The sequence below is a fragment of the Fuerstiella sp. genome (genome assembly GCA_022447225.1).
Lineage (GTDB): Bacteria > Planctomycetota > Planctomycetia > Planctomycetales > Planctomycetaceae > S139-18.
On record JAKVAZ010000006.1, the window covers coordinates 668,713 to 692,565 of the forward strand.

Consider the following 23,853-nt stretch of genomic DNA (forward strand, 5'->3'; position numbering starts at 1 on the left):
GGGATCGACGCCATCAGACCGACCATTCAGCAGGAGTATCTCATTTTGCGTTGAGACATCAACAACACCGCACCACCAAATAATTTCGAACAACCGTACACGGAGCCAAAACAGATCAGCTTTCTGCGACCTATGTCGCTCGACTACTAGTTCGTTGACATCGATCGTTTGGACCGCCTCGACGTACCGTCCTTGCTTACTCTGACAGACACTGGCAATCAGGTTCCTGGTGTCAGCTCAGCAGAATCAACCGATGCAGCGACTCACTTTCAGGGTCTCAGGCTTCGGTTGCCTGGTCCTGTCGGTTCTTCTATTGAATGAGACTGGACGTCTGCCCAGCAACGTGCATCTGAGTGAATTTCGCTGAGATCCGCCTCTTTAAAACTTGTGGCTATGCAGACACTGGCATGTGTCTGCAGTACAGAATTGAAGAGCAACTCAATGAATCTCAACGGTCAATGCCGGCTCAATATGTTCTGCAGTCACTTGTTACCATTCATTGTAAAGGCACTGCTGCCGAACAACTTCGACAGGTGGTGAGTCAGACAGCCAATTGTCTTCGGGGGGGGCAGCGAAGTGCTACCGGAATAACAGTTGCCAGGATTCTCCGGAAAATCAGCGATTCATTTGTCGGACTCGCCGTTGAGGGCCCTGAAAAACCTGCTAAACTCCGCCGCCTCATATTTCGGAAACTGGTTAGTCAGTCAAACAATCCGGCGGTGTAGCTCAGTTGGTTAGAGCAGCGGAATCATAATCCGCGTGTCGGGGGTTCGAGTCCCTCCACCGCTACTCGAGTTCCCCGGAAAGCCCAGTGTTTTCCGGGGTTTCTCGTTTTGCTCACTTGATGACTTGTTCATTGATCATGAGTGTTAGACCATTGTGCCGTCCGTGGGACTGCTGGTTGAATCATTTTTCTGACGTACAGACTGACGGTCATCAACTCTGTCAAAATGTCCGTCAATGACCATTGGGCCGGAGTCAAACTGCAGCTTACTCGAATGATCAGTCCGGCCGGCAGCCCCAGATATCAAAATTGTCTTCATTCAATCAGTTGGTCCTGTCGCTGGTAAGCAGGAAAATTTCTCGCGATAGTATGACTCGTTAGAAACTTCCTATCTGCAGGACTTGACCGGATGAGAACACAGCCATCTGTAATCTTCGGAGCGGTGCTCATCTTACCACTGGTTGCCGGATGTGATGAACCGGCCCCAACTGTAAATTTCCCACCAGCTGCCGCACCTGCAAATGCCCAGCCGGTACCCCAACAGTCTGGTGTGTTTGATCCCTACCATCTTGGGACATACGAATCCGCTCAGAAGGGACATCCTAACGCTCAGTTCCTGATCGGTTTTTGGTACACAATTGGCCAGGGAGGTGTACAAATAGATGATGTCGAGGCACTGAAGTGGTACCGCCGTGCGGCCGATCAGGGACTTGCCAAAGCCCAGTTCACAGTTGGCCAGATGTACTCCTCGGGCGAGGGCGCCACCAAAGATGAGGTTGAGGCACTCAAATGGTACCGCAGCGCAGCCGACCAGGGACATGCCCAGGCGCAATTCACGCTTGGTACGATGTACTCCTCGGGCGAGGGCGCCACCAAAGATGAGGTTGAGGCACTCAAATGGTACCGCAGCGCGGCCGAACAGGAACATGCCCAGGCGCAGTTAAATCTGGGTCTGATGTACTCCAAAGGCCAAGGAACTCCAGAGGATGCTGTGGAAGCCTACGCATGGTTGTGCCTCGCTGCCGCTCAACTTGAGGATGCGGTCAGTCACCGGGATCAGACAAAAGAAACCTTAACACCCGAACAGCTTGAGCAGGGTCAGCTGCGAGAGACCGAACTGCTTGAGCAGGTGGACAACCGGGAGCTCTAGTGAAATTTGGTTCTTTTCAAGCGAGGTCCACGATGAGTGCAAACCAAGCCAAATGACCTCACGCTTCGGCCCGCCACAGCTGACGACTCACTGAAGCAGCGGACCGCGTTAGCGGTGATTGCACAGACGGCAAGTATCGACCCGCAGCAGCCAGGCCCACGAGACTGAGCCGGTGGAGTAAACGATCTAACCATATTCCACAGCAGGCTGTTTTCTTGGCGGTGCCTTTCTGACGTTAACCTGCTCCCGATCGTCACACGACATCAACTTCCAACTTGAAGGCCAACCGGGCCCGGAAACGAAAAGTGTGTGGACACGGTTGAGTCAGACCCGTGACCAATTGTCCCGAAGCGTTGTCATTCGGTTTACTGGTTTAGTCTGCGGAATCGCTTTTCCAAAACATCTCAGGTGCAAACGTCAGCACGACACATTTTCCGTAAATCCTTTGCTCAAATGACTTAGGCACATAAAGGCTATTTTGTGCATTCATTCTTTGAGAATTAAGAACGAACTCCTTCCTGGCCCCCCCACTCCCTGAGTGCGAAAAAAAAACAAAGTCATTCAGCAAATCATCAGAGGACTGATCCATCCCGTCATATTTCATCCAACAGGTAAAAATGTTTGTTCGTAGTGTCCAAAGCACAGGGTAAGTTTCAGCTAATTGTTGAAACAGAAGCCAACTATGGTAGGCTTGCTGTAATAGAGTGGTCCATGTTCGTGTGCATTACCAACAGCTTGTTTTCCAAACGACTCAGTCACCTGTCGGCGATCCTGAGTCTGGCTGTGGTTTTGTTCGGAACACCGGTTCATCTTCATCTGGAAAGCGACTGCGAATCCTCCGCCTGCTCAACCGAAGCGGAAAATCCGTCTTCTCACTGTCGTTCCGGATGTAAACACTATACGCCGTCAGACAGGGATCATGACCACGGTCCACACGACAGCGGTCACTGTGCGGTCTGTTCGCTGCTCGCTCAAACTCCTGACGTGGTTGAGATTGTTGAGGTCGAAGCAACAGCTGACCTAACAGTGACAGACTCCATTGTCTCAGACCGAGTGGCTGAAGTTCTTGTTAAACAGCAACTGTCGCGCGGTCCCCCGACGACTTAGCGTCACGCTAAAAAATTGACGCACGACTCCGCACTTCCCATGCTGAGTTGTGATCTTGGTCGTTTTACTGCCGCGCTCCTGCTTTCCGCGATTGAAAATGGGTGGCGCGTCAGAGCTTTGAGGATTTCATGTCAACTGACCCGTCTGTGTCAGTTGGACGCAAAAGTGTCGCCCTGCTTGAAAAGGCGGATTCCGCGTTATCGCGTGATTTCTGCCCCTGGGCGAACAGGTACGTCTACTGGCTGAAAAATCCAGTCTCTGTGCTGGGGTTGGCGATTGTCGGATCGATGCTGTGCGGCATCTTTCTTAACCCATTCGTCTTCTTTCTCACAGGCCTGCTGTTACTCATCACTGCAATGGGTGTTGCCTTGCCGTGGATCGCGGTTAAAGGGATCCGCTGCAACGTCATGTTTGACGTACCAAGAACGCGCGTCGGCCAACCTGTGATCGTACGTCTGGCGATTCAGAATCGCTGGCCGATGCCCGTTTGGGGGCTGTCACTGATCCGCGGATTCTCCAGCAATGCTTCCGTAGAGGGAGACGAAGGTGTCGCGCTGGCAAGAGTGCCCGGCTGGTCCACGGTTGAATACTCATGGTCATTCGAACCGCGCAAACGAGGTTTATATCCCAATGAAACAGCCATGGTGGAAACGGGCTTCCCGTTTGGCCTGTATCGTGCTCAAAAGGAAGCAGTCGTCGACGGAAACATCATAGTCTGGCCGGCCACCGTTCGACTGAAGGGCGTGCCCGATGCCAACGATGCTCAGCCGACAGAGGACGAGTTTTCCGATCGCCGAGTGGGAGACTTCGGAGATATAATGGGAACTCGTCCGTTCCGTGACGGTGACTCATTGCGTCGAGTCCACTGGGCTCAAACAGCGCGTCAACAATCCTTAATTGTCACCGAACGCCAGGCACCGGCCGTGACATCCGTTCGAGTTGTGCTCGACCTCACGGACCACAGTCATCTGCACGCCAACAACCGTTTCGTTGAATCCTGTGTGACAGCAGCCGCAAGTGTTTGTGAGTCTCTGCATCTGCAGCATGCGCGAGTGGAACTGTCCATTGGTTCCGAATTGTCGGCTGCCGGCAATTCGTCGTCGAGTTTCAGTCGGGTGATGGACAAACTCGCCACAGCAGCGACATGTAATGATTCACCTCAGCATCCTTCACGTCGAACGGGATTCGAGATTCGGGTCACGACGGAACAGGGCACGTTAGCCGACCATCCCCATCAAATCGTGGTTGGAACGAACCATCCTGCCGCGTGGATCGCGATTAATGACGAGGAAGAACTCGGCAGTCATCTTCCTGAACGATGGCGGAGAGTTTGCCATGTCTCCTGAGGTTGTATCCCGAAGACTGTCACGATCTGAACGCGTTTTGCAAAGAACCGGCAGCGGTCCGCAAGCAAGCGAGATCACGGCAAGTCTTCGACTTCACGTGATCTGCGTTGTGCTGTCTCTGCTGGCCGCATTTATTTTCACGCTGACCGAACACGACGATCACCGTCACACATTATGGTGTATTTTTGAAATCACCATCCAGACGCTGCTGGTCATCACAACCACGATCTATTTCCGGCGCAGAATCACACTGCTGAAAAAAAATTCTGTCGTCGTGCCAATTCTGGTCATGGTGGCGAGTCTCAGTCTGATCTGCGAGCCGATTCAGCGGCTGTTTTTTGACACCGGACACGCCTTCGAAATCCTGGTGATGCACAGTCAGTGCAACCTGATGCTGGCCCTTGCTGTTTGTGGATTTCGTCTGCAGTTTCAGCGACTGGCGGTCCTGATTGCCGTGTTTATGACCATTTTCTGTTACACGATTTCTGACGCAGCAGGGCTTCTTCCGCTGACAGTTCTGTTTGCCGTTGTAGCAGTCACCTGGCTGGTCGCTGCATGGTGGGAAACAGTCGACCGTCGCATCGTCTCCCCGGATCAGGGACGTCTCCCGAAAACGTGGCTGGTAACCGGCGCAATGTTACCTCTGCTGACGATGCTTGCCGCCGGTGGGTTCGGGGCAAATTCCGTTACAACAGCACTGGAAGGATTTATGCCCAGCTCGGGAGGCACGGGAAACTACGATCCGTTTTCCCGCGGCGGGGTCAACGACGGTGATGCTCTGATCGCCGGCAACAAGAACATCAAAAGTTTTGCCCCGATTGAAGATGCACCGTTTGTGGACAGTGTCAAGCCTTCACTGTACGACGTATTAGACGACCAGTTTGATGGTCCCGCTAAAAAGATCAAAAACCAACAGCGGGCCATCGCTCTACCTCCGGAGATGATGAAACATATTCACCGGAAAATGGCAGAGGCTCGTCAGGCCGGTCGGGAATTTTCTCTGCTGCGGAGCGAAAAGCAGGCGAACGATGATCCCATCGGTGATCTAAAAACTCACGCATTGTTCTACGTCGCCGGTCGAACACCTGTGCATCTGAGAATGGAAGTTTACGATTTGTTTGATGGAGTGGAATGGGCCCCCTACGACACCGATCAGGTCGACGGCCTGCAGATGACAGAAATGGACGACCGATTCTGGCTGGGGATCCCTCAGAGTGGAAAAGGTTTTGAGTTGTTTTCCGGAACTGCCACGCACAGCATCAAGAACGCGAACCTTGACGGGAACACAGTCCCAACCCCTCCCCATCCGGTCGGTGTCAGTATTGATGAAGTCAATCGTTCTGACATGTACGTTGTCAGGGAAAACGGCATTGTGTCCCTGAACCGTAATTCTGTTCCGGCAATGACGTCCATTAATTTTGTATCACGTTGTGTGGACCGTAAAGAAATCGAAGCCAGTGATTGGATTTCCATAACACGCCACAACAGCGTTAGAACCGTAAATGAATTGTCTGTTTCGCTTCCTTACGTTGATAAAATCGAATCGATCCGCAGACTGGCGGTCCAACTTACAGATAAGTTACCGCGCGGCTGGACACAAATCGCAGAGGTCGAGAGATACCTGCGACAGAACTACAAGATTCACCGGGACACAAAAGCAACCGATCAAACCGCCCCGATCAATGAGTTTCTGTTTCAAACTCGCCGTGGTCCCGAATACCTGTTCGCCAGTTCTGCTGTCGTGATGCTCAGAACGCTCGGTTACCAAGCCCGCCTGGTCAGTGGTTTCTATGCCCGTCCGGATCGCTACGACAGCAAAAAACGCCACACACCGGTGTACGCAGAAGACGCTCACTTCTGGTGTGAAGTCTCTCTGGGAGCGGACTTGTGGCTGACGATCGAACCGTCGCCTGGATACGGAATCCTGCAGCCACCCCTGGGACTGGCCGCCAGATTGTGGAATCTGTTAGTGACCGTTGGCCAACTCGCTGCGGATAATGTCATACTGATTGTACTGCTGGCGGCGTTAACAGCAGGCGGCCTGTTCAACCGTCATAGAATTCAGGACCGGCTTCTGACATGGCGGTGGCAAACTGCGTCTCGAAAGCAGCCACGTCGTCGAGCTCTCGAGTTAGCACAGCTTGTGGATCACCGACTTCGCCTTGTCGGCATGACCCGCAAAGCCGGAACAACACTAAGACGCTGGTCAGGTCAACCGGTTCTGGCACCCGTGCGGCAGAACCTGACGCGTCTTGTTGACCTGGCCGACGAGGCAAAATATCGTCGAAGCACTCGCTACAGCATTGATACAAAAGAGCTTGAAGATCTGGCCAGGCAATTGAGTTACACCGAACTAAGAAAAATCCTTAACCGCTCCGCTGCAAACTCTGATAAGAGCCACGCGGTCTAGAACCAGGCAGACGACACGAAGATGACGGCGAATCTCACAGAAAAACCACAAACCGCCCCAAACCTGCAGACAGTCGAAGGTATACGCCAGCGACTGAACAGCTCACTGAAAGGCAAGGCCGATGTGATCGAAATGGTGCTGGTGTGTCTCCTTTCACGCGGACATCTGTTACTTGAAGACAAACCCGGCCTGGGTAAAACGACTTTGGCCAAAGCACTGGCAGAATCGATCGGAGGACATTTTGCCAGGGCTCAATGTACACCTGACCTGCTTCCCAGCGATATCACCGGGTTCAACATCTTTAACCAGAAGTCCCATGAGTTTGAGTTTCGTAAAGGGCCTGTGTTTGCCGAAATCCTGCTGGCGGATGAAATCAACCGGGCCACTCCGCGCACCCAGAGTGCATTACTGGAAGCGATGGCCGAACGTCAGGTCACAGTCGATACTCAGCGTTTTGATTTGAGCGATGAGTTCTTCGTAATCGCCACACAGAACCCGATTGATCAACATGGGACGTATCCGCTGCCTGAGGCGCAGCTCGACCGTTTCGCAATGAAACTCAGTGTGGGCTATCCGGCAACAGACGATGAGGTTCGTATGCTGCAGGAAGCCGTCTCGTCCGACCAAGACCGTGGAGTAGACAAGACTCCCTGCCTGGCCCCGGGACAGCTTCGGCAGCTTCAAAGGTGTGTCACCAGTATTGCGGTGACAACGACCGTGCAGGATTACCTTGTTCGGATTGCGACCGAAACGCGTCGACACATGAGCATCGCTCTTGGCTTGAGTCCTCGAGGCCTTCTGACTCTGCAGCGAGCAGCTCAGGCCCGCGCATTTTTGTCCGGACGTGATTTTGTCACCCCGGATGATGTACTGGATGTCATCACCCCTGTTCTGAGTGTTCGTCTGGGACTGGAAATCCGCGAAGCACATCGTGTAACCCAGGAAGTTCTCGACGCAGTGACTGTTCCCACCTATTCCGAGAAATAACAACCATGCACAAATTATTCGTAGCAGCTAGCGTTTTGTCTGTGTTGCTCCCGTCCGGTTGCTCCGGTCCGGATGTTCCCGTAACCACAGATATGCATGAAGACTTCACTCATGATCATAAGCACCGACACGAGGACAATGATAATCATGAGCACGAACACGAAGACGACATTCAGGGTTCCCATTCTCACGGCCACTCCCACGGTCACCGACACGGCCAGCCGCTTCACGGCGGACGTATCGTCTCCATCGGACATACTCATCACAAAGACGGATCAACTCACTTTCATGCTGAGGTCCTGCCTCTGACCGATAATACAATTCACTGTTTTCTGCAGACAGAAACCAAAGACGGAGAAACCGTCGACTACTGCATCAAGGAACCGGAAATCGAAGCCCTGCTAAGTATTAAGGGCATGGAATGGACCAGTCATAACCTTAATTTTATCGCAGTGAATGAAGGCGAGAGTGCCGAATTCGTCATGGAACTCCCGGAAAAACTCGCCAACGATTCTGAATTTTCTGTGGTCATCCCCAAAATCGAACTCGGTGGACAACGACAGAACTTCGGCTTCAAGATCACCCGCGAATCGGTTGCTGAAGCTGAATCCACTGATGAATCCGTCTCGAAGGAGACACATAGTGAATGAGATTCCACTGCTGGCAGACGGAGTCGGATATATCGGTTTTTTTTCCGACTTCAACACAACCTTCTGGAGTGGCGTTCTTCGAATCGCCTACGCCATGGTCGCCGCAGCGCCGTTTCTTATGGCAGGTGTGCTGGCGGCGGGGATTCTGCGAGGCATGGTGGGCACCGCACGAGTGCGGAAAATTCTGGGCGTGGGACACTGGAGTGGTCCGTTGCGTGCATGGGGCGTCGGTGTCCTGCTGCCAATTTGTTCGCTGGGCGCTTTACCTGTTGCCAGAGAATTGCGTCGAGCCGGTATTCCCAGTGGCACTGTGCTGAGCTTCGTACTGGTCGCCCCCGTTCTGAATCCCGTGTCGATTGTCTACGGGTTGAGTCATATTGAACCGGTCACCCTGATCTATTTTGCAATCGGTACGTTTGTGGTTTCGACGGGCATTGGGATGGTCTGGAACTGGTGCGTCGCAGGTCAAAAGGATGTGACTCCGGACAATCCGGAACAGCCCCCGCGACACAGTCTGCACCGCGTCGCCGTTGTTGGCGACACTGCTGCCCGATCGTTGTTTGGCCCCACCATGTTTGATTACGGACTGGCGTTGCTGGCCGTTGGATTTCTGGGCGCGTTCCTGCCACACGGCATACTGCAGACGGGCATGACCAGAGACAACATTTTTGCACCTGTCATCATGGGACTGGTAGCAATTCCTGTCTACGTCACGCCGACCGATGTCATGATGCACTTCGGGCATATCGTTCGCGACGGTTATTCGCTCGGCGCGGCTTTTGCCCTGATTGTATTGGGAGCCGGAGCCAATGTGGGAGTCGCAAACTGGCTGCGTCGTGACTATGGCTTTCGACCTCTGATGCTGTTTGTCGGGCTGCTGATCGGCTCAACACTGGTTATCGGATTCACGGCCGACCGAACCATCGTTCACGGCAACGCGACCATGGAAGATCACACTCATGCCTTTGATTCTTTTACCCGAGTTTCCAAAATTTCATCTGATGAAGCGGGACTCACATGGGTCGTGAAGAAAGTTCGTGAATCGATTCAAAAGCACGAAACCGCAGGTATGGCCGAAGTTGTTGGTTTGTGCCTGCTGGGACTGATCTTCACTGCCGGACTGATATTGAGACTGACCGGTGATCGCTTCAGCGTTGAACACCTGCTGCAGCCGAGTGGCGATACCAATGAAAAGACCGCCCCGTCATGGGACCCAACCCTGACACCCAAACAACTGGTACTGATCAGTGCGGGAGGAGTGGTCATTCTGGCAGGCATCGGCCTGTACGTGTTCTACCCGGACCCCGAGACACTCATGGATGAGATGCGGATGATCCGGGTGGAAGCGTATGACGCAGTGCGCGCGGAAGACACAAACGAATTTCAGCGACGAATCGCCCAGTGGCGACGCCAGGCTGAAAAGCTTCCCACGAGCAACCTGATACGCGGACAAAGCGTGACAGACCGGATGCGGGAAAACCTGTCTGAGCTTCTGTACGGACTCGAGACACTGGAAGACCATATGGCCAGTCGTCGTTTTGACGATGCGAAGATGATGAAAACCTATATAGAACGACTGTTTCGCGAATGCTGTGATGAGTTTAATCAAGTCGCAGTAAAACCAAACTGACCCGGCCGACAGGCCCCTGCCCCCTGGAGAAAAACATGTCACATTCGATTCAGCGCCCTTTACGCGGTTTTACTATAATCGAATTGTTGGTCGTGATATCCATCATCGCGATCCTGGTTGCTTTACTGCTTCCCGCGGTGCAGCAGTCCCGTGAAGCGGCACGCCGTTTAACGTGCAAAAACAATCTGAAGCAGATTGCTCTGGCGATGCACAACTACGAGTCGGCTTCCGGCATCCTGCCACCTGGCTACATTCATAAATTCGGCCCTTCCGGTTCCCCTCAAGAACAGGCCAATCATGCGGGTCTGGCATGGGGAACAATGCTGCTGCCACAACTTGAACAAACAGCACTCTATGATCAGTTTAACGCGAAAATTCCCGTCTGGGACGTCGGCAATCTCAGTCCACGACAGACGCATCTTCCCGTATTCCTGTGCCCTTCCGATGTGTACTCCGCAAACACCTTCGTCGTGCGTGATGAAACCAGCAGTCCTGTGGAACAATATGCCTCAGCCAGTTACGCAGCAAACTGGGGACCGTCTGATGCAACCGTCAATCTGGATGACACGCCATTGAACAGCCAGGGAGTGTTCTATCGAAACAGCAGCACTCGCGTTCGTGACATTGCCGACGGACTGTCTAACACGCTGGCAATTGGTGAGCGAACCAATGGTCCCATTCCCGGCGGTACCACCACTGGTGGTCACGCGGTCTTCGAAACAGCCTGGTCGGCGGCAGTGCGAGACGTAAATGATCCTGCCGATGACCATGGACATATGGTGCTGTTTGAAACCCAATTCCGACCGAATCAGCCGGGTGGTGACGACAAAGGACTCTCTGCGCCTCACAATGGAACGGCTCAGTTTGCTCTGTGTGACGGCTCGGTCCGGGGGATCAGCGAAAACATTGACGGAACGCTTTATAATGCCCTGGCAACTCGATCAGGAGGAGAAATCATTGGAGAGTTTTAACGCTCTTTTCCTTCGCTGGATTGAAAGAACGTGCGTCGGACAGCAACACCGGCCATGCACAGACGAGCGGCAGGTCTCGGTCTGGAATCATCCCTTCAATCACGAATTGTCGCGAATCGTGATTGTCGGGATAAGTACGTTAGGTTCTGTAGGATTCTAAACGACCCGAAACAGGTTCGAGGTTTCAGTCAATCCTGATGATGAGTTAAGTCCGGTTGCAGCGGTGGCCGGCTCACAGTTCCCGGCAATTCTGTTCTACTTTGTACCTAATGAATCCGGCCTTTTGGTAAGTGGGAAGAGCAGCGGGATGATCCAGCGAGCAGGTGTGCAGCCAGAACCGTGCAGGCGGACGGTTCCACACTCTGTCGATCGTCCACTGCAGAAACCAGGTTCCCAGTCCCTGGCCGATGAATCCGGACATCAGACCGAACTGCGTCAATTCCACTTCGGGTGGCCGGCGACAATCCAGTTCGGCAAAGCCGGCCGGTGCTCCATCAACGTGCAGTACATACAGTTCGTTCTGCGGGTCATCCAGGATAGCTGCCAGATCGTGGTCAGTCAGTTTCCGGCGGCTCAGCCATTTGTATTCCTTTCCCACCGCATCATAAAGTGACCGGTAGTACGTCACAGTCGGTGCCGGCACGTGCCGTACAGTAAGACCTTCCCGTGGTGGTCGCATGTCCAGCCGTGGTCGGGCAAACATTTCGAGGTAGTAAACGGTAACGTCTGTCAGTTGTGTTTCGCGGACCAGTTGTTCGCACGCTTCCAGCATCGCCTGCAGTGGTTGAGGATCAGACAAAAAATGGTCTTTCCCCACGTCGATCAGCACCTCCGGAGACAGCCCGCTGTTTTTCACAAGTTGTTCTGAAAAGGAAAACGGCACCACATCGTCGGATCTTGAATGCAGAATGATGGTTCTGTTGCCGGTGATTTGTACATTCCCAAAACGGTTCCACCCGGGACACATCAACACCCGCGGTGACTGGTCAACATCGATGTTGATGGCCACAGCTCCCCCACGGGACAAGCCAACGACAACGTCAGGCTGATGTTCGTCGAATGCCTGCTGAGCGATACGTACGGCGGTTGCAAAATCATCGTCATCCAGTGGTGGTTCGATCACCTGGTGGCCATGCTGTCGGAGGAAGGTCGGTTTTACGCCATCCGGTTTGCCATGCCAGCCGGTAAGAAAGAGAATCTTCACAAGTAACGCCCCTGCTTTTGTCTTCGCTGGGTCTGCCGCATCAATGCCTCCGTTAGAAATGGCCCTGGTCAAACATGACTCACGGATTCTCCGAAGATTTCAACGTAGAATCGGCAGAAGCAAGGCGTCGAGCCAGTAACTCCAGCACAGACCGTGCAGCCCCCGGGTTTTCGGTAAGCTGCTTATTAAAGGCTTCGCGACTGAGCATCATCACCCACGTATCGCGGATCGATTCCACGTTGGCCGTGCGACACTGATCTGTCAGTATGGCGATTTCTCCTACGATCTCACCGGGGCCGGGCTGCGACAGTTCCCGACCTTCCCTATTGGTAACACGCAGTTTTCCGTCGACGACCACGTACACAGAGTCCGCACGGTCACCAATCTGACACAGCATCTCACCACGCCGAAACAGACTGCGTTCGAACTCATAAAACACATGTTCAATATGCTGTTTGCGGATAAAATTCTGAAACCGCGGGTTCAGGTGATCCAGATTGATAACCAACGGCTGAACCGTCACCCCTCGTTGCCGATGCAGAAACTCCTGACCAATAAACTGCCAGCCGCTTTTTTTTAAAAAGCCTGCAATTTCAGGATTGGCTGCGCCCGTTAAATGGGTCAGTTCGCGCTGAAGACACCAAGCGTATCCCATGGAAATCATAGCGACCGTCAGCCCGGGCACGGATCGGTGATCTTTGTGAACCACCAGCTGACCGGCGGAACCAATCCGACCGTCCGCAGGCAGGTAAGGTGTAAAATCAAACCAGTCATCTGCAGACGCACCGGCCTCAGAATATTCCATAAACCGAACGGTGCCGATAATCTCGTCAGCAACCCGGGCCACAATGTTGACCACCCCGGGAAATGCGTCGAAACGATCGACGAAACGTCCGGAGCCGGTAGCATCGAAGATGCCTTCTTCTGTAAAAACATCGTGGCGCAGTCGAAAGACAGCATCCAGCTCAGCCGGTGTCGTCGCCTTGCCAATCCGAATACTCATCAAATGTCTCCGGGTGGCCCTGAACTGACACAATAACCGAATGGCAGTCGCCCGCTGCGACAGGAAGCAGCCGGACTTCGGTGAAGTCGAAACAGCAGCAGAGGCACACGTCCGCCGACTTTGGGAAAAAACTCAAGTAGCTGCCGGAACAGTAAATCAACCGTCTGAGATTCACTGTCCTCGTAGACTGCCGGCCGTGTTGTGAGCAGCCGTGCCATAAATAACAGCGATCCTACCGGCTGAAAACCAAGATTAAGTGCAGTGGATTCCAGCCAGATGCGCTGCATGGCACTGCCACCCTGAATCACAGTTGCTGCGTCACTGTCACAAAGCGTCAAAAGTCCCAATGCCGACGACGTTGCAACAGCATCGCGAGTCAGTTCCGTGAGTCGTGATCCTCCTCCGGTTGCCGCAACTTCACGTCGCACCTCCGCCCGAGACATCATTCGCAGCACCACGTCCGTGGTGGCCGAGACTTCGCATGTTTCCACTGCAATCCCGGTGTCGACACTAGAACTAGGCTGAAAATGAAGTTCTTCCATCATTTCCTGTCCCAGTTCCGGATTAAGAATTCGTATCAGGTCACTGCGTCCAAGAATTTCTCCGAGCTGACCCAGGGCACGCGGTTCGGTGATTAAATCCAGTTGTTCCGTGCCTCCCGTCAGGCTTTCTGTCAGGATACCTGTTTCAATTTCTGTTAACGGAGTACTGTTCGTAACACGGCGATTTGTATGACGCTGATAAAGTGAAGCATGTAAACGTCTCAGCGGGATGTCATCTTCGTCTGCAGCAGCCACTACAGCAAGTTGTGCTGCAACGGACGTTGGGGGAGCAACAGGCAACAGCGACACCTGCAGACGATGATCACGATGAACGCAGCCCACTCTCATATTTTCAAGACACGCACCCAATGCGGCCAGTGCAGCGGTCCGATCCGAATCGAGAACACTTTTGGCTCGCTCGGAATGCATGGTCAGCCAGATGTTGTCTCCATCGACATAAAACTGCCACGGCTGAGTGTTTCCTCCCGAAGGTGCCATACAGCCCTCACGAATGATGTCCTTCAGTAACGGGCTGAGCAGCGGTTCGGCCGGCGGCGTCCGATTTGCCGGTATTCCGGCAGTCTTTGGCACAGTCCATTCCGCTTTTCGGAATTTTTCCTGCAAAGCAATGGTGCGACGTCCTGACAAAAGGTTGTGCCCTAAGGCAAGTTGTCGCACAGCCACGGTCACACTGGCCCCGCCCAGCACAACGTCAGACGCCAGTTGTGGCCAAGTCACAATTTGCTGCCCGATTTCCAGCATGGATGCACCCAGTCGCGGTGACACGGTCTGAGTGTCCACAAAATTCACGATGTGTCGAATCTTCTCCTCATCAGAAAGGGATTTCAAAGCAACACTGTCGATCGGGGGCAACAGACCATGTAGCAGCGGACGATCTGGTTCCTGATCAAAACGTTCAATATCAAGCATGCCCCGGTCACTGGTTTCCATCAGCACCGGAATCCCCAAAAACCTGGCACGCTCCCTCAGCAGTACCTTGATGTCTACGCTGTCACACTCTTCGATCAGAAAATCAAGTTGCGCATCCCCCGAAAGAAACGAATCGACGTTTCCCGCATGAATGCCGTCTGTGTACAGACTGATCTGAATCCACGGATCGATTTCAAGGATCTGCCGGGCAGCCAGGACTGCCTTCGGAAGCCCCAGCTCATGAATCCCGGCACGAAGTCGGTTCATATTGGTGAGTTCCAGATGATCAAAATCAGCGAGTTTGAAGTGTCCGCCAACACCCTCCATTGCCAGAGTGACGGCAATGGCGTTCCCCACAGACAGTCCCACAACACCAATTGTTTTGTCTGCCAGTTGCCGCTGTTCTTTCGAGGTGATTTTATTTCTGTTTCGATCGAGACGAACCTCTCTGTATTCATGCGGATCAAGCAGGTGTACTAACTGACCTGACCATGGATAAAAAACCCAGCGTCCGCAATGTTCTGCTGACCTGCCGTCAAGGTACGTTTTGACAAGAGATTCGAGCGTCTGCTGACGCTGCCCTGCAGGAAGACGACGGACCTGTGGGTTACGGGATTCGACGAGACCGAGGAGTTGATTCAGCAGAGTGTCATGAACAGCCCAGACCTGGTCGCTGTTTCTGAGATCGGCAAGCTGTTTTTGTTCTTCCGGAATCGATGGATCGAATACCAGCGTTTTCCAGGCGGCATCACCGGTCACATTGATCTCCTTCAGTCTTCAACACGCAACACACCTGTTTGAATCGGTCCGGCAGTTACCTAAGTATGAGCGGGTCGCCGCGAGTTTTGCAGATTACTCAAACCGAGACTGAGACGTGAGTCAAACATTCAGAAATTTCTGCAGGCCGTGACAGAGTTCACAAAACCACAGATCCCTCTCCACGAATGCCAAAGAGAGTTCCACCCGGCTTTCCATCACAGTCAGGAGAACCAAAGACGATTTCATATGACCTTATTTTCCGATTCATCCATTGACGGGCTCACTGGTGCATAATTGATCCAGACAGCATGGTGCCGTTGCCATCTGCTGCATTAAAGTTGGCAGACAGCTGCCGCGGAATTTCAGTTGTGGCAAATATTACAGCGCAATCACAACCGGCTGATTCAATACACGCTGCATTCAGAATGCTGTGGACTCTGAGAATCTCCTGGTTGATTGGCTCAAAGAAATTGCGGTGTCGTTCACCGGGGAGGGCCAGATGAGATCCGGCCACTATCACAGGATATGCCCTGTGCTCCGCATACCGATCACTACAACAATGTCATTGGGAGTCATGACTCGCGCCGGCTGCTGACGCAAACATGATCAATCAACCGACAGTACGTATCAACACCACGTTTGAGCTGATCCAGCGCGATCCATTCATCGACGGTATGTGCCTGAGCGATGTTTCCGGGGCCACAAACGATCAGCTGTTTCATCTTTTTGCGGAAGGCCACACCGTCGGTCCCGTACGGCACCGTGGTGGGTCTTCTGCTCCCGGTGATCTTCAGCGCGGTACGTACCAACGGTGAATCCGGTGGTGTGTACAGGCCTTCAGTACGTTTCAACAGCTGGTACCTGAGTCCGTATTTGCGAGCAATCCTTTTGGTGCGTTCGATCAGTGGCGTAACATCCACGCCGGGCATTAGTCGGTAACTAATGCGGCAGACACTTTGCACCGGGGATATATTCGTAGCGGTATTGTGATCATTGATGCCGATTGACCATTCTGAGTGGGCCGGTTTGAATTCCTCATTGCGGTAACGTCGGGAAGTCAGTGCAAGATCGTTGATTTTCTTCATCTCCACCAGAAACGGGATCATTTTGAGATTGGCGTTGGTGCCCTTCAGTGTGCTCGTGTGCGCAGCACGGCCTTTGGAGACCACGCGGATCGCCAGACCGCCTTTATGTGCATACACCACACGTAAACCCGTTGGTTCACAGATAACTCCACAGCCTTTCCTGGCCTCGTCAAAAAGTTTCGATCGTCTGGTAACGTCTTCTGCACCACGTCCGTTTATCTCCTCATCGGCGGTGACAACGATGTAAACAGGTGCGGTCAGATCCTTCGCGCTGAACTGTCCCGCGGCGCATATCGACGCTGCCAGAGGCCCCTTCATGTCAGCAGAACCACGTCCGTAGAGTCTTCCCCTGCTGACACGTCCCCGGAACGGGCGGTCCGTCCAGTCCTCCACGTTGTCCGCGGGAACGACGTCGTCATGACTCATCAGCGTGAGGCCTCCGGTTCCTCTTCCCAGTTTGCCCACGATGGAAAGTTTCTCCACACCATTCACGTCGGTGTATCGCAGCTCCTCGACTTTGAATCCGAGCGATCTGAGAACCTTGGCGATATAGCGGGTCACCGGCACGTTTGTCAGCCGGCTGACTGAGTTGAAACCGACCAGTTCCGTGGTGAGTCGGACAACGTCAAGGGACATGGAACCGTTCCCCTTTCGAATGTTTTGACAGGCATCCTGTTCGCTCCGGTAAATATCGACTGCAAAAAACTTCTGTCACACAAATGCAGTTCACGTCACTTACCTGCGAATCCGAAAGTCCACAAAGTCTTCCGATGTCTGCAAGCGTTCTGATTCCACTGCAGCGATACCGGAGCCAAAATGATCAGAAATTTCCGCCAGCAGATTTCCCAGAACTGTCTCTGTTCCGCAGACTGTGAGTTCGACACGACCGTCACTGAGATTTCGTACAAATCCGGTCACCGGAAGAGGACCGGTCAGCTTCTTCACCGTCCAACGAAACCCGACTCCCTGAACCCGTCCGGCGAACAGCACTCGTCGTGTTATCGACTCTTCACTCACATGAATTCCTGCACCTCAGTTGTTTGATAACATTCGGATTGACGGGAACACCAGTCTCTCCTGCAGCTTCAACCAGTACACAACGTGTACCACTGCATACGACCCCAGTCAACCGGATCCAAGCGACGTATTCAGCGATTCCAGCCCCTCATTTTCTCAAACGAACGTTTTGACAAGGAATGTGACTCTCCTGCTTGTCGGACTAAATTGGAACAGGAAAAACGTGTGGAAGTAAGTCAGGTACAGATCGGACGATCCGTTTTTTCTAAGTAACTTTGGCAGCGCCTGTGCGAGACCTGAGCTTTCAGCATCATCAAAAGCTCAGAGATTCAGGACCGATGCGTTTCAACACGGATTCAATCTCGTCCCGAATCCGATCACACGGAATGACGACCGCAACAACGCGGTTCGGTCCGGGCTCTCGTCCGACCCGCCGTTCCAGCATTACGAAAGCCAATTTTTAACATTTAAGAATGAATCAGGCATGGAGTGCGGTACCACCATTACGCAGAACCAGTTCTGTTTGTCCGATGATCCCTGGATCGATTCCGGACATTCGCATGTGTTCCACCGTTCGGTCAATATTGTAAGTCACTCGATGAAATTCGACCTTGCCATCCTCGATGACAGCGTAAGCCGCCCTCGGATCTCCATCGCGGGGTTGCCCAACACTTCCCGGATTAATGATCTGCATACCGTCAACGTCCAGGTGCATGGGCACGTGTGTGTGTCCCACGCACACAAAATCCACATCGATGTGGGTCAGTCGCACTTTCCACTGCTCCGCAGATTCATCCACGTACTCATCCAGAGGATCTCGCGGACTGGCGTGCACCAAAAGGTAGCGGAGTCCGCCCACTGTCACATATTCTGTGACGGGCATACGGGCCAACCACGTCAGATGTTCATCCGACATCACGCGCAAATGATGTTGTCGCATCGCTGCCGAAATCCTACGAAATGTGCCGGCAGGCCTTACCAGAACACGTTGGGCCAGACAATGGTCGTGATTGCCCCGAATCCAGTGAGTCGCATGCTGCTGAACCCATTGCAGGCAGGGCAATGGATCCGTAGCGTAATCCACAAGATCACCCAGAAAAAAACAGGCGTCAAATTCTTCGTCTATGGCTGCAAGTGCGGGCCAGTTTGAGTGAATATCGGCAAGCAGGAGAATTCGCATTCCCGGGGTCAATTCGGTTAGTTTGTACCGTGATACGAATGAACGACCGGAATAGTGTCGCAGGAGGGATTCCTGAACACACGCAAGGAATCACAATTCCGAACCGACATTCCGGCATCCTCACCTCAGGCTGAAATCCTCAGGGCAGCATTGATTGTGAAGCTTTTTGTCGCTAAATTGCCTGACTTCCTCTGTAATCCCTCCGAGGACTTGGAATTTTCAGTCTTCGGTCCAGGGATGGGCGGTCTTTACCGAAGCGGGGAGCAGGTGGGTACATTCAATGAATTCTGCCCCTCCTCCAGACGCTGTTGAAGTCAGTCCAGTCAACGTTTTTGCCATCTGAACCTTTTAACTGCCGTGGCATTTTGTACTCACCTGCTGTGGGTGGCAAATGTTCCGGATGTCGTTTCCGGCCAACGCAGTTGGAATCGATTGTCAGAAAGAAAGTATATCAGCGATGCCAATGCTCGCTAAAACATGGATGTCCACCAAAGAACAGGCGCCTGAAGCCCGAGAGTGGTTCACGGTAGACGCCGACGGTTTGATTGTGGGACGACTCGCTACACAACTGGCAACTGTGCTGATGGGAAAGCACAAGGCTACGTATACGCCGCACGTTGACTGTGGAGACGGAATTATCGTCACCAATGTGGAACGAGTGCGTTTCTCAGGGAGTGCGGCAGAACACCCAAAAATCCCGTATTACTCCACAAAAATGGCCAGCAAAGAGTACCAAACTTATAGTGGATATCCGAGTGGTCAGCGGATACGGACAGCTGCTCAGATCTGGGAGCGGCATCCTGAACGTATTCTCCGTGAAGCGGTTCGGCGTATGTTGCCCAAGAATCGTCTCGGTCGTCAGATGCTGAAGAAACTGAAGCTCTACGCTGGTCCGGAACACCCTCATCAGGCTCAGCAGGCCCGTCCGCTTCCCGAATATTTGATGCCAAAGCAGAAAACAAAGAAGTAAAGCCGATAATTGCACAGCCTCTGGCAAATCAGCAGTTTTCAGCTCACGTCCATTTCCAATTTCACCACAGGTGATCTTCCCCTATGAGTTCAGATTCCACACCAACCGAAGAAGAAGCAGACAAACCGGCTGAGGAAGTTGCCACTCAGGTTGACGAATCGGCCGCTGAAACACCGGTGGAAACCGTCGCGACTCCCGAGGCCGATACTGTCGCTCAGGTTGGCGAGTCAGACAGTGGTAGCCCGGCGGAAGACGTAGCGACTGAGGTCGAGGAACCGGCTGTCATCGAAGAGCCCGGACTGCAAGAACCGGAGGTAGTCGCTGCTTCGGAAGAAGAGTCAACCATTCCCGAAATCACACTGGGAAGCGGAGACCCTGCTGATTCCTCGGTGGATCCGGATTACGTACCGGTTCTCCGCGGCAAGATCGATCGATTCGGCGTGGCAATGGGTACCGGGCGCCGAAAAACATCGGTGGCGCGTGTTCGCATCAAGCAGGGCCAGGGCGAATTTCTGGTCAATGGCCGATCGCTTGATACGTATTTTGGAGTACTACGCGATCGTGAGATGGTTCTGGCACCATTGAAACTGACGGACAAGCTGGGAAAGGTTGACGTTTCTGTTCGAGTCAGGGGGGGCGGAACAACCGGTCAGACGGGTGCGGTGCTGCTGGGGATTTCTCGTGCCCTGGAGGTAGTGGAACCGGCCCTGCACCACAAGTTGTCGGAAGCCGGATTTCTCACCCGCGACGGCCGCATGGTGGAACGCAAAAAGTACGGTTTACGGAAAGCTCGCAGAAGCTACCAGTTCTCCAAACGTTGATCGCGAGCGTCCTGTGCTTCACAACAGGAAAATGGTTTCATTTTCCGACTGCCGCAGCCAAAACAATGGATCGGTAACCAATCCCTGCTGAATCTGATTTCAGCAGGGATTTTGCATTATCAGGAGATTGCATCAGATTCGGGTGACTTCCTCACCCGAATCTGACGGTGATGGCCTCCCCCTGTTGCACACTGTGCTGATTCGTCAGGCGATGTCGTTGCAGTAAATAAGCCTGCTTTGCAGTCGTCGAGAAGAGATCCGCAATGGTCGACTACTTTAAATCTCTCATTCAGCCGGACATCAGGCAGATGGTCCGGGACCGCGACAAAGCTGGAATGGCTGCCCTGATTGAGGTGATGCATCCGGCGGTTGCGGCCTCAATTCTGGAAGACCTGTACGATGCTGAAGTCTGGGCAGTGCTTGACAATGCAACACTCCCCAATCGCGTCGAAATTTTTGAGTACGTTGCGCTGCGTCGACAGGAAGAACTCGTCAAACAACTGGACCAGCGACGCCTCTCAGAATTACTGGAAGAAATGTCGCCGGATGACCGCGTTGACCTGCTGTCACGAATGCCGTTGGAACGTGTCGAGGAACTCCTGCGTTTGATCGCTCAGGCCGAACGCAACGATATACGACGATTATTGTCGTACGACGAAAACACGGCCGGGGCGATTATGACGACTGAATATGCCTCACTTCCGGCCAATATCTCGGTAGCAGATGCATTGGGGCGTCTGCGTCAGCAGGCCCCGGACAGTGAAACCATTTATTACATCTATATTCTCAGTGACAGTCGCCGTCTGCAGGGACTCATCTCGCTCCGCGAACTGATCCTCGCTCGCGAAGATCAGCAGCTGGCCGACATCATGGAAACAGACGTTATTCGTATGCAGGCCAGCGAAGACCGTGAACATGTGGCTCAGGAGCTCGCACGGTATAACTTCATCGCTATGCCCATCGTGGATGATGAGGAACGGCTGGTGGGCATCGTCACACACGACGACGCAATCGATGTCGTCCAGGAAGAAGCAACAGAAGACGCGTACCGCCAAAGTGCTGTGGAGCCCCTGCGGGATGACTACGAAGATGCACCATTCCTGACGATTCTGTGGAATCGAGGTTTCTGGCTTTTGGCCCTGTCTTTGGTTGCCATCATGACAGCCGGTATGCTGGGACTGTACGAAAGGGCAACCACACACGGAATCCGAAATGCCCCTGAAGACCTTTCATCCATGCTCATTATTCTGTTTCTGCCCCTGGTCATGGCAAGCGGAGGGAACGCGGGCTCCCAGTCAGCGACACTGTTTATTCGTATGTTTGCGCTGCAGCCGGCGGACACTGCTGTGCCGGGCACTGAGTTTCGTGTGGACCGTCGACTGGTGCTGCGGGAACTCTTGATTGGACTGGCCCTCGGCGCCGTACTGGGGCTGCTGGACGCTCTGGTGGTCGCAGCAGGATACGGACTGGGCTGGTGGCCCTCAGCCGGCGCCAGCCAGGATTTGTGGAGGTCAATTGTGGTCGGCTTGACAGTCCTGCTGATCGTGTTGATCGGCACGGGAGCAGGTACGCTGCTGCCGATCCTGTTCCGTCGGTTCGGGATGGACCCGGCGATCATGTCGAATCCTCTGATCGCAGCAATCGTCGATGTTCTGGGAGTGGTGCTGTTCTACGAAGTGGCCATGGCAATTTTGTAGACCGACACGGTATCTGACTACAACCAAAGACTTATCAGCTGAATCACGAAAATCGCGGCCCCAATTGTCAATTTGATGAGCATTCCCAGCAATCGACCGCTCATCGCCGCCTGACTGATTTCCACACGCTGGCGGGAATCTGTGCCGGCCCAGGTCTCACCCAGCCAGGCACCGGCAAACGCGCCGAGTATTGCGCCTCCGATTGCTCCAAGAGCTGTACCAACCACAGGAACAGGAACTGCAAATGTTCCGACGACACTCAGCACAAATGACGCAACCAGAGACAACAGCATCGAGCGGCGCGTGGCCCCGGCCCTGGCCGCCCTGGCGGAACCGGCAACCAGTTCGATGATCTCACCGACAATAGCCAGTCCGGCAACAATCAGTACTGTCACCCAGTTGGGTCCGGCTTGAGCATCGCCGACAACCAGAAGAAACAGACAAAGAGCGGCAACCATGATCCAGTTACCAGGCAGCATCAGAAGATTCAGCGTAACGCTGATCGCATTGAGTGCAGTCAGCAAAGTGGCGGCAAGCCAATACGTCATAGCGTGTCCGGTTTATCCAAAGCATCCAACGAAGGCTGCCGGTACAGGTTTACCGCTGAAACAATAGCAGATTTAGCTGAATTCTCTGCGTGGTCCGCTGGAATGCTCTGAGCAACTGCAGCAGACAGCCCCGGAAATCTGTAACACTTCGTGCTTTAGAAAAACATTCCAATCTTCTGTGATTCCGCGCTGATGATTCGTTGAATCGTGAGCGTTTCTGCGGATTTTCTGTTCAGAAAAGACATGTTGACGCATTTTGCCGGTTTTCGTAAGTTCCGGACGTGCGATGCATCACGTCATCGCCTCCCTTCAAAACTCTCTCTCCTCACGAATGTACTGAGTCCGTCAAAGAAACTGCGATTCTAACCTCATCGAATCACGGTCTCTGGTCGCAGTAATTCATCTCAGATCATTCAATCTCTCAGTTCTCGTTGCCTGCCTGGTCTCACGACATCCACGGCGGCAGCATGGAGGCACTCTGATGAACCGTTTCCTTATGTTCTGTACCGGCCTGTTGATGATGTGCTCAATGACAGGATGCTGCCTGTTAGGTCATGGTTGCTGTGGCGGCGGTTACGGAGCGGGATATCCGTACGGTGGTGGTGGTGGTGCTTGCCCCGGAGGCGCATGCGGTGCTACGGGGCCTGGGTATCGGACGGCCTACGATCCGGCCTACCAGGCGGCATTCGCTCCAGGAACCACAACCGCCTTCGTCGATCCTGTTCCGACTTATTAGTCGCTCGTCCCTGCCGTAATGAGCAACGCGGTTGTTTTGCGAGGACCTGAACCGTGGTGCGCAAATCGCTGAACTGATGCACGCACATGGTTTGGGTCGCATAAACTCCAGGGCCGGTGCCCTGCTGAACAGCCCCGGTTTGAGAACCGGGGTGATGGTTGGATCGGCTACCCACTCTAATATCAGTGTTTTCAGGCGTCTCACGGTCAGATTTGGCAGGTGAGCGAATGGAACCGGCTGGCCCCGTCTGAGTGTGATCAGCCGGAAACAGGTCCATCCCGGATAACATTGGTTTGAGCAAACCGGTCAGACAACGACCTGAAGAAGATACACTGTTCTTCTGATTTTTGTTGTTCCACTCCCACGGGCGACTGTCTTCCGCACCG

General features: G+C 53.4%; 19 protein-coding genes and 1 tRNA gene. 13 read left to right on the top strand and 7 right to left on the bottom strand.

Annotated features, from left to right (window positions below; all coding sequences use genetic code 11):
• The first annotated feature begins 715 nt into the window (after positions 1 to 715).
• From MK110_07050 to MK110_07090, 9 genes are all read left to right on the top strand, one after another.
• Positions 716 to 789 (top strand) — tRNA-Met (locus MK110_07050).
• A gap of 344 nt (positions 790 to 1,133) precedes the next feature.
• A complete protein-coding gene (locus MK110_07055; GenBank protein ID MCH2211043.1) occupies positions 1,134 to 1,874 on the top strand; it encodes a sel1 repeat family protein in 741 nt (246 codons plus the stop codon).
• Positions 1,875 to 2,585: 711 nt separating this feature from the next.
• Positions 2,586 to 2,981, top strand: coding sequence for a DUF2946 domain-containing protein (locus MK110_07060; protein ID MCH2211044.1), 396 nt, complete (start codon positions 2,586 to 2,588; stop codon positions 2,979 to 2,981).
• A 128-nt stretch (positions 2,982 to 3,109) separates the two neighbouring features.
• Positions 3,110 to 4,327, top strand: coding sequence for a DUF58 domain-containing protein (locus tag MK110_07065; protein MCH2211045.1), 1,218 nt, complete (start codon positions 3,110 to 3,112; stop codon positions 4,325 to 4,327).
• Complete coding sequence (locus tag MK110_07070; GenBank protein MCH2211046.1) at positions 4,317 to 6,737, top strand: transglutaminase-like domain-containing protein; 2,421 nt, start codon at positions 4,317 to 4,319, stop codon at positions 6,735 to 6,737. Before MK110_07065 ends, MK110_07070 begins: the two co-directional genes overlap by 11 nt.
• 21 nt (positions 6,738 to 6,758) lie before the next feature.
• Complete coding sequence (locus tag MK110_07075) at positions 6,759 to 7,724, top strand: MoxR family ATPase (GenBank protein ID MCH2211047.1); 966 nt, start codon at positions 6,759 to 6,761, stop codon at positions 7,722 to 7,724.
• A gap of 5 nt (positions 7,725 to 7,729) precedes the next feature.
• The gene (locus MK110_07080; GenBank protein ID MCH2211048.1) at positions 7,730 to 8,374 is read left to right on the top strand and encodes a hypothetical protein; all 645 of its coding nucleotides are present in this window, start codon (positions 7,730 to 7,732) and stop codon (positions 8,372 to 8,374) included.
• Positions 8,367 to 10,004, top strand: coding sequence for a permease (locus MK110_07085; GenBank protein ID MCH2211049.1), 1,638 nt, complete (start codon positions 8,367 to 8,369; stop codon positions 10,002 to 10,004). Before MK110_07080 ends, MK110_07085 begins: the two co-directional genes overlap by 8 nt.
• Before the next feature lie 35 nt (positions 10,005 to 10,039).
• On the top strand, positions 10,040 to 10,975 hold the full coding sequence (locus tag MK110_07090) for a DUF1559 domain-containing protein (protein MCH2211050.1): 936 nt from the start codon (positions 10,040 to 10,042) through the stop codon (positions 10,973 to 10,975).
• A gap of 232 nt (positions 10,976 to 11,207) precedes the next feature.
• Here the strand turns inward: MK110_07090 and MK110_07095 are convergent, their stop codons facing one another.
• The 6 genes from MK110_07095 to MK110_07120 form a co-directional block, all read right to left on the bottom strand.
• Entirely contained in the window at positions 11,208 to 12,179 is a 972-nt protein-coding gene (locus tag MK110_07095; protein ID MCH2211051.1) for a GNAT family N-acetyltransferase, read from the bottom strand.
• A 79-nt stretch (positions 12,180 to 12,258) separates the two neighbouring features.
• The gene (locus MK110_07100) at positions 12,259 to 13,182 is read right to left on the bottom strand and encodes a cyclic nucleotide-binding domain-containing protein (protein ID MCH2211052.1); all 924 of its coding nucleotides are present in this window, start codon (positions 13,180 to 13,182) and stop codon (positions 12,259 to 12,261) included.
• Positions 13,182 to 15,413, bottom strand: coding sequence for an Rv1355c family protein (locus MK110_07105; protein ID MCH2211053.1), 2,232 nt, complete (start codon positions 15,411 to 15,413; stop codon positions 13,182 to 13,184). Before MK110_07105 ends, MK110_07100 begins: the two co-directional genes overlap by 1 nt.
• 572 nt (positions 15,414 to 15,985) lie before the next feature.
• The gene (locus MK110_07110; protein ID MCH2211054.1) at positions 15,986 to 17,134 is read right to left on the bottom strand and encodes a M20/M25/M40 family metallo-hydrolase; all 1,149 of its coding nucleotides are present in this window, start codon (positions 17,132 to 17,134) and stop codon (positions 15,986 to 15,988) included.
• A 99-nt stretch (positions 17,135 to 17,233) separates the two neighbouring features.
• Positions 17,234 to 17,515 (bottom strand): acylphosphatase, encoded by a 282-nt coding sequence (locus tag MK110_07115; protein ID MCH2211055.1) that lies wholly within the window; start codon positions 17,513 to 17,515, stop codon positions 17,234 to 17,236.
• A gap of 478 nt (positions 17,516 to 17,993) precedes the next feature.
• Complete coding sequence (locus MK110_07120) at positions 17,994 to 18,695, bottom strand: YfcE family phosphodiesterase (protein MCH2211056.1); 702 nt, start codon at positions 18,693 to 18,695, stop codon at positions 17,994 to 17,996.
• Between the two features lie 463 nt (positions 18,696 to 19,158).
• Here MK110_07120 and rplM point away from each other — a divergent pair, with 463 nt between their 5' ends.
• The 3 genes from rplM (at position 19,159) to mgtE (ending at position 22,183) form a co-directional block, all read left to right on the top strand.
• Positions 19,159 to 19,665: a 50S ribosomal protein L13 gene (rplM, locus tag MK110_07125; protein MCH2211057.1), complete on the top strand. Its 507-nt coding sequence runs from the start codon at positions 19,159 to 19,161 to the stop codon at positions 19,663 to 19,665.
• 446 nt (positions 19,666 to 20,111) lie between these two features.
• Entirely contained in the window at positions 20,112 to 20,486 is a 375-nt protein-coding gene (gene rpsI / locus MK110_07130) for a 30S ribosomal protein S9 (protein ID MCH2211058.1), read from the top strand.
• 263 nt (positions 20,487 to 20,749) lie between these two features.
• A complete protein-coding gene (mgtE, locus tag MK110_07135; protein MCH2211059.1) occupies positions 20,750 to 22,183 on the top strand; it encodes a magnesium transporter in 1,434 nt (477 codons plus the stop codon).
• Between the two features lie 17 nt (positions 22,184 to 22,200).
• On the opposite strand, the gene MK110_07140 is transcribed toward mgtE, so the two are convergent.
• Positions 22,201 to 22,731 carry a DUF456 family protein gene (locus tag MK110_07140; protein MCH2211060.1) on the bottom strand — a complete coding sequence of 177 codons (531 nt, stop codon included), beginning with the start codon at positions 22,729 to 22,731 and terminating at the stop codon, positions 22,201 to 22,203.
• Positions 22,732 to 23,212: 481 nt separating this feature from the next.
• Here MK110_07140 and MK110_07145 point away from each other — a divergent pair, with 481 nt between their 5' ends.
• Positions 23,213 to 23,467, top strand: coding sequence for a hypothetical protein (locus tag MK110_07145; GenBank protein ID MCH2211061.1), 255 nt, complete (start codon positions 23,213 to 23,215; stop codon positions 23,465 to 23,467).
• Positions 23,468 to 23,853: the final 386 nt, after the last annotated feature.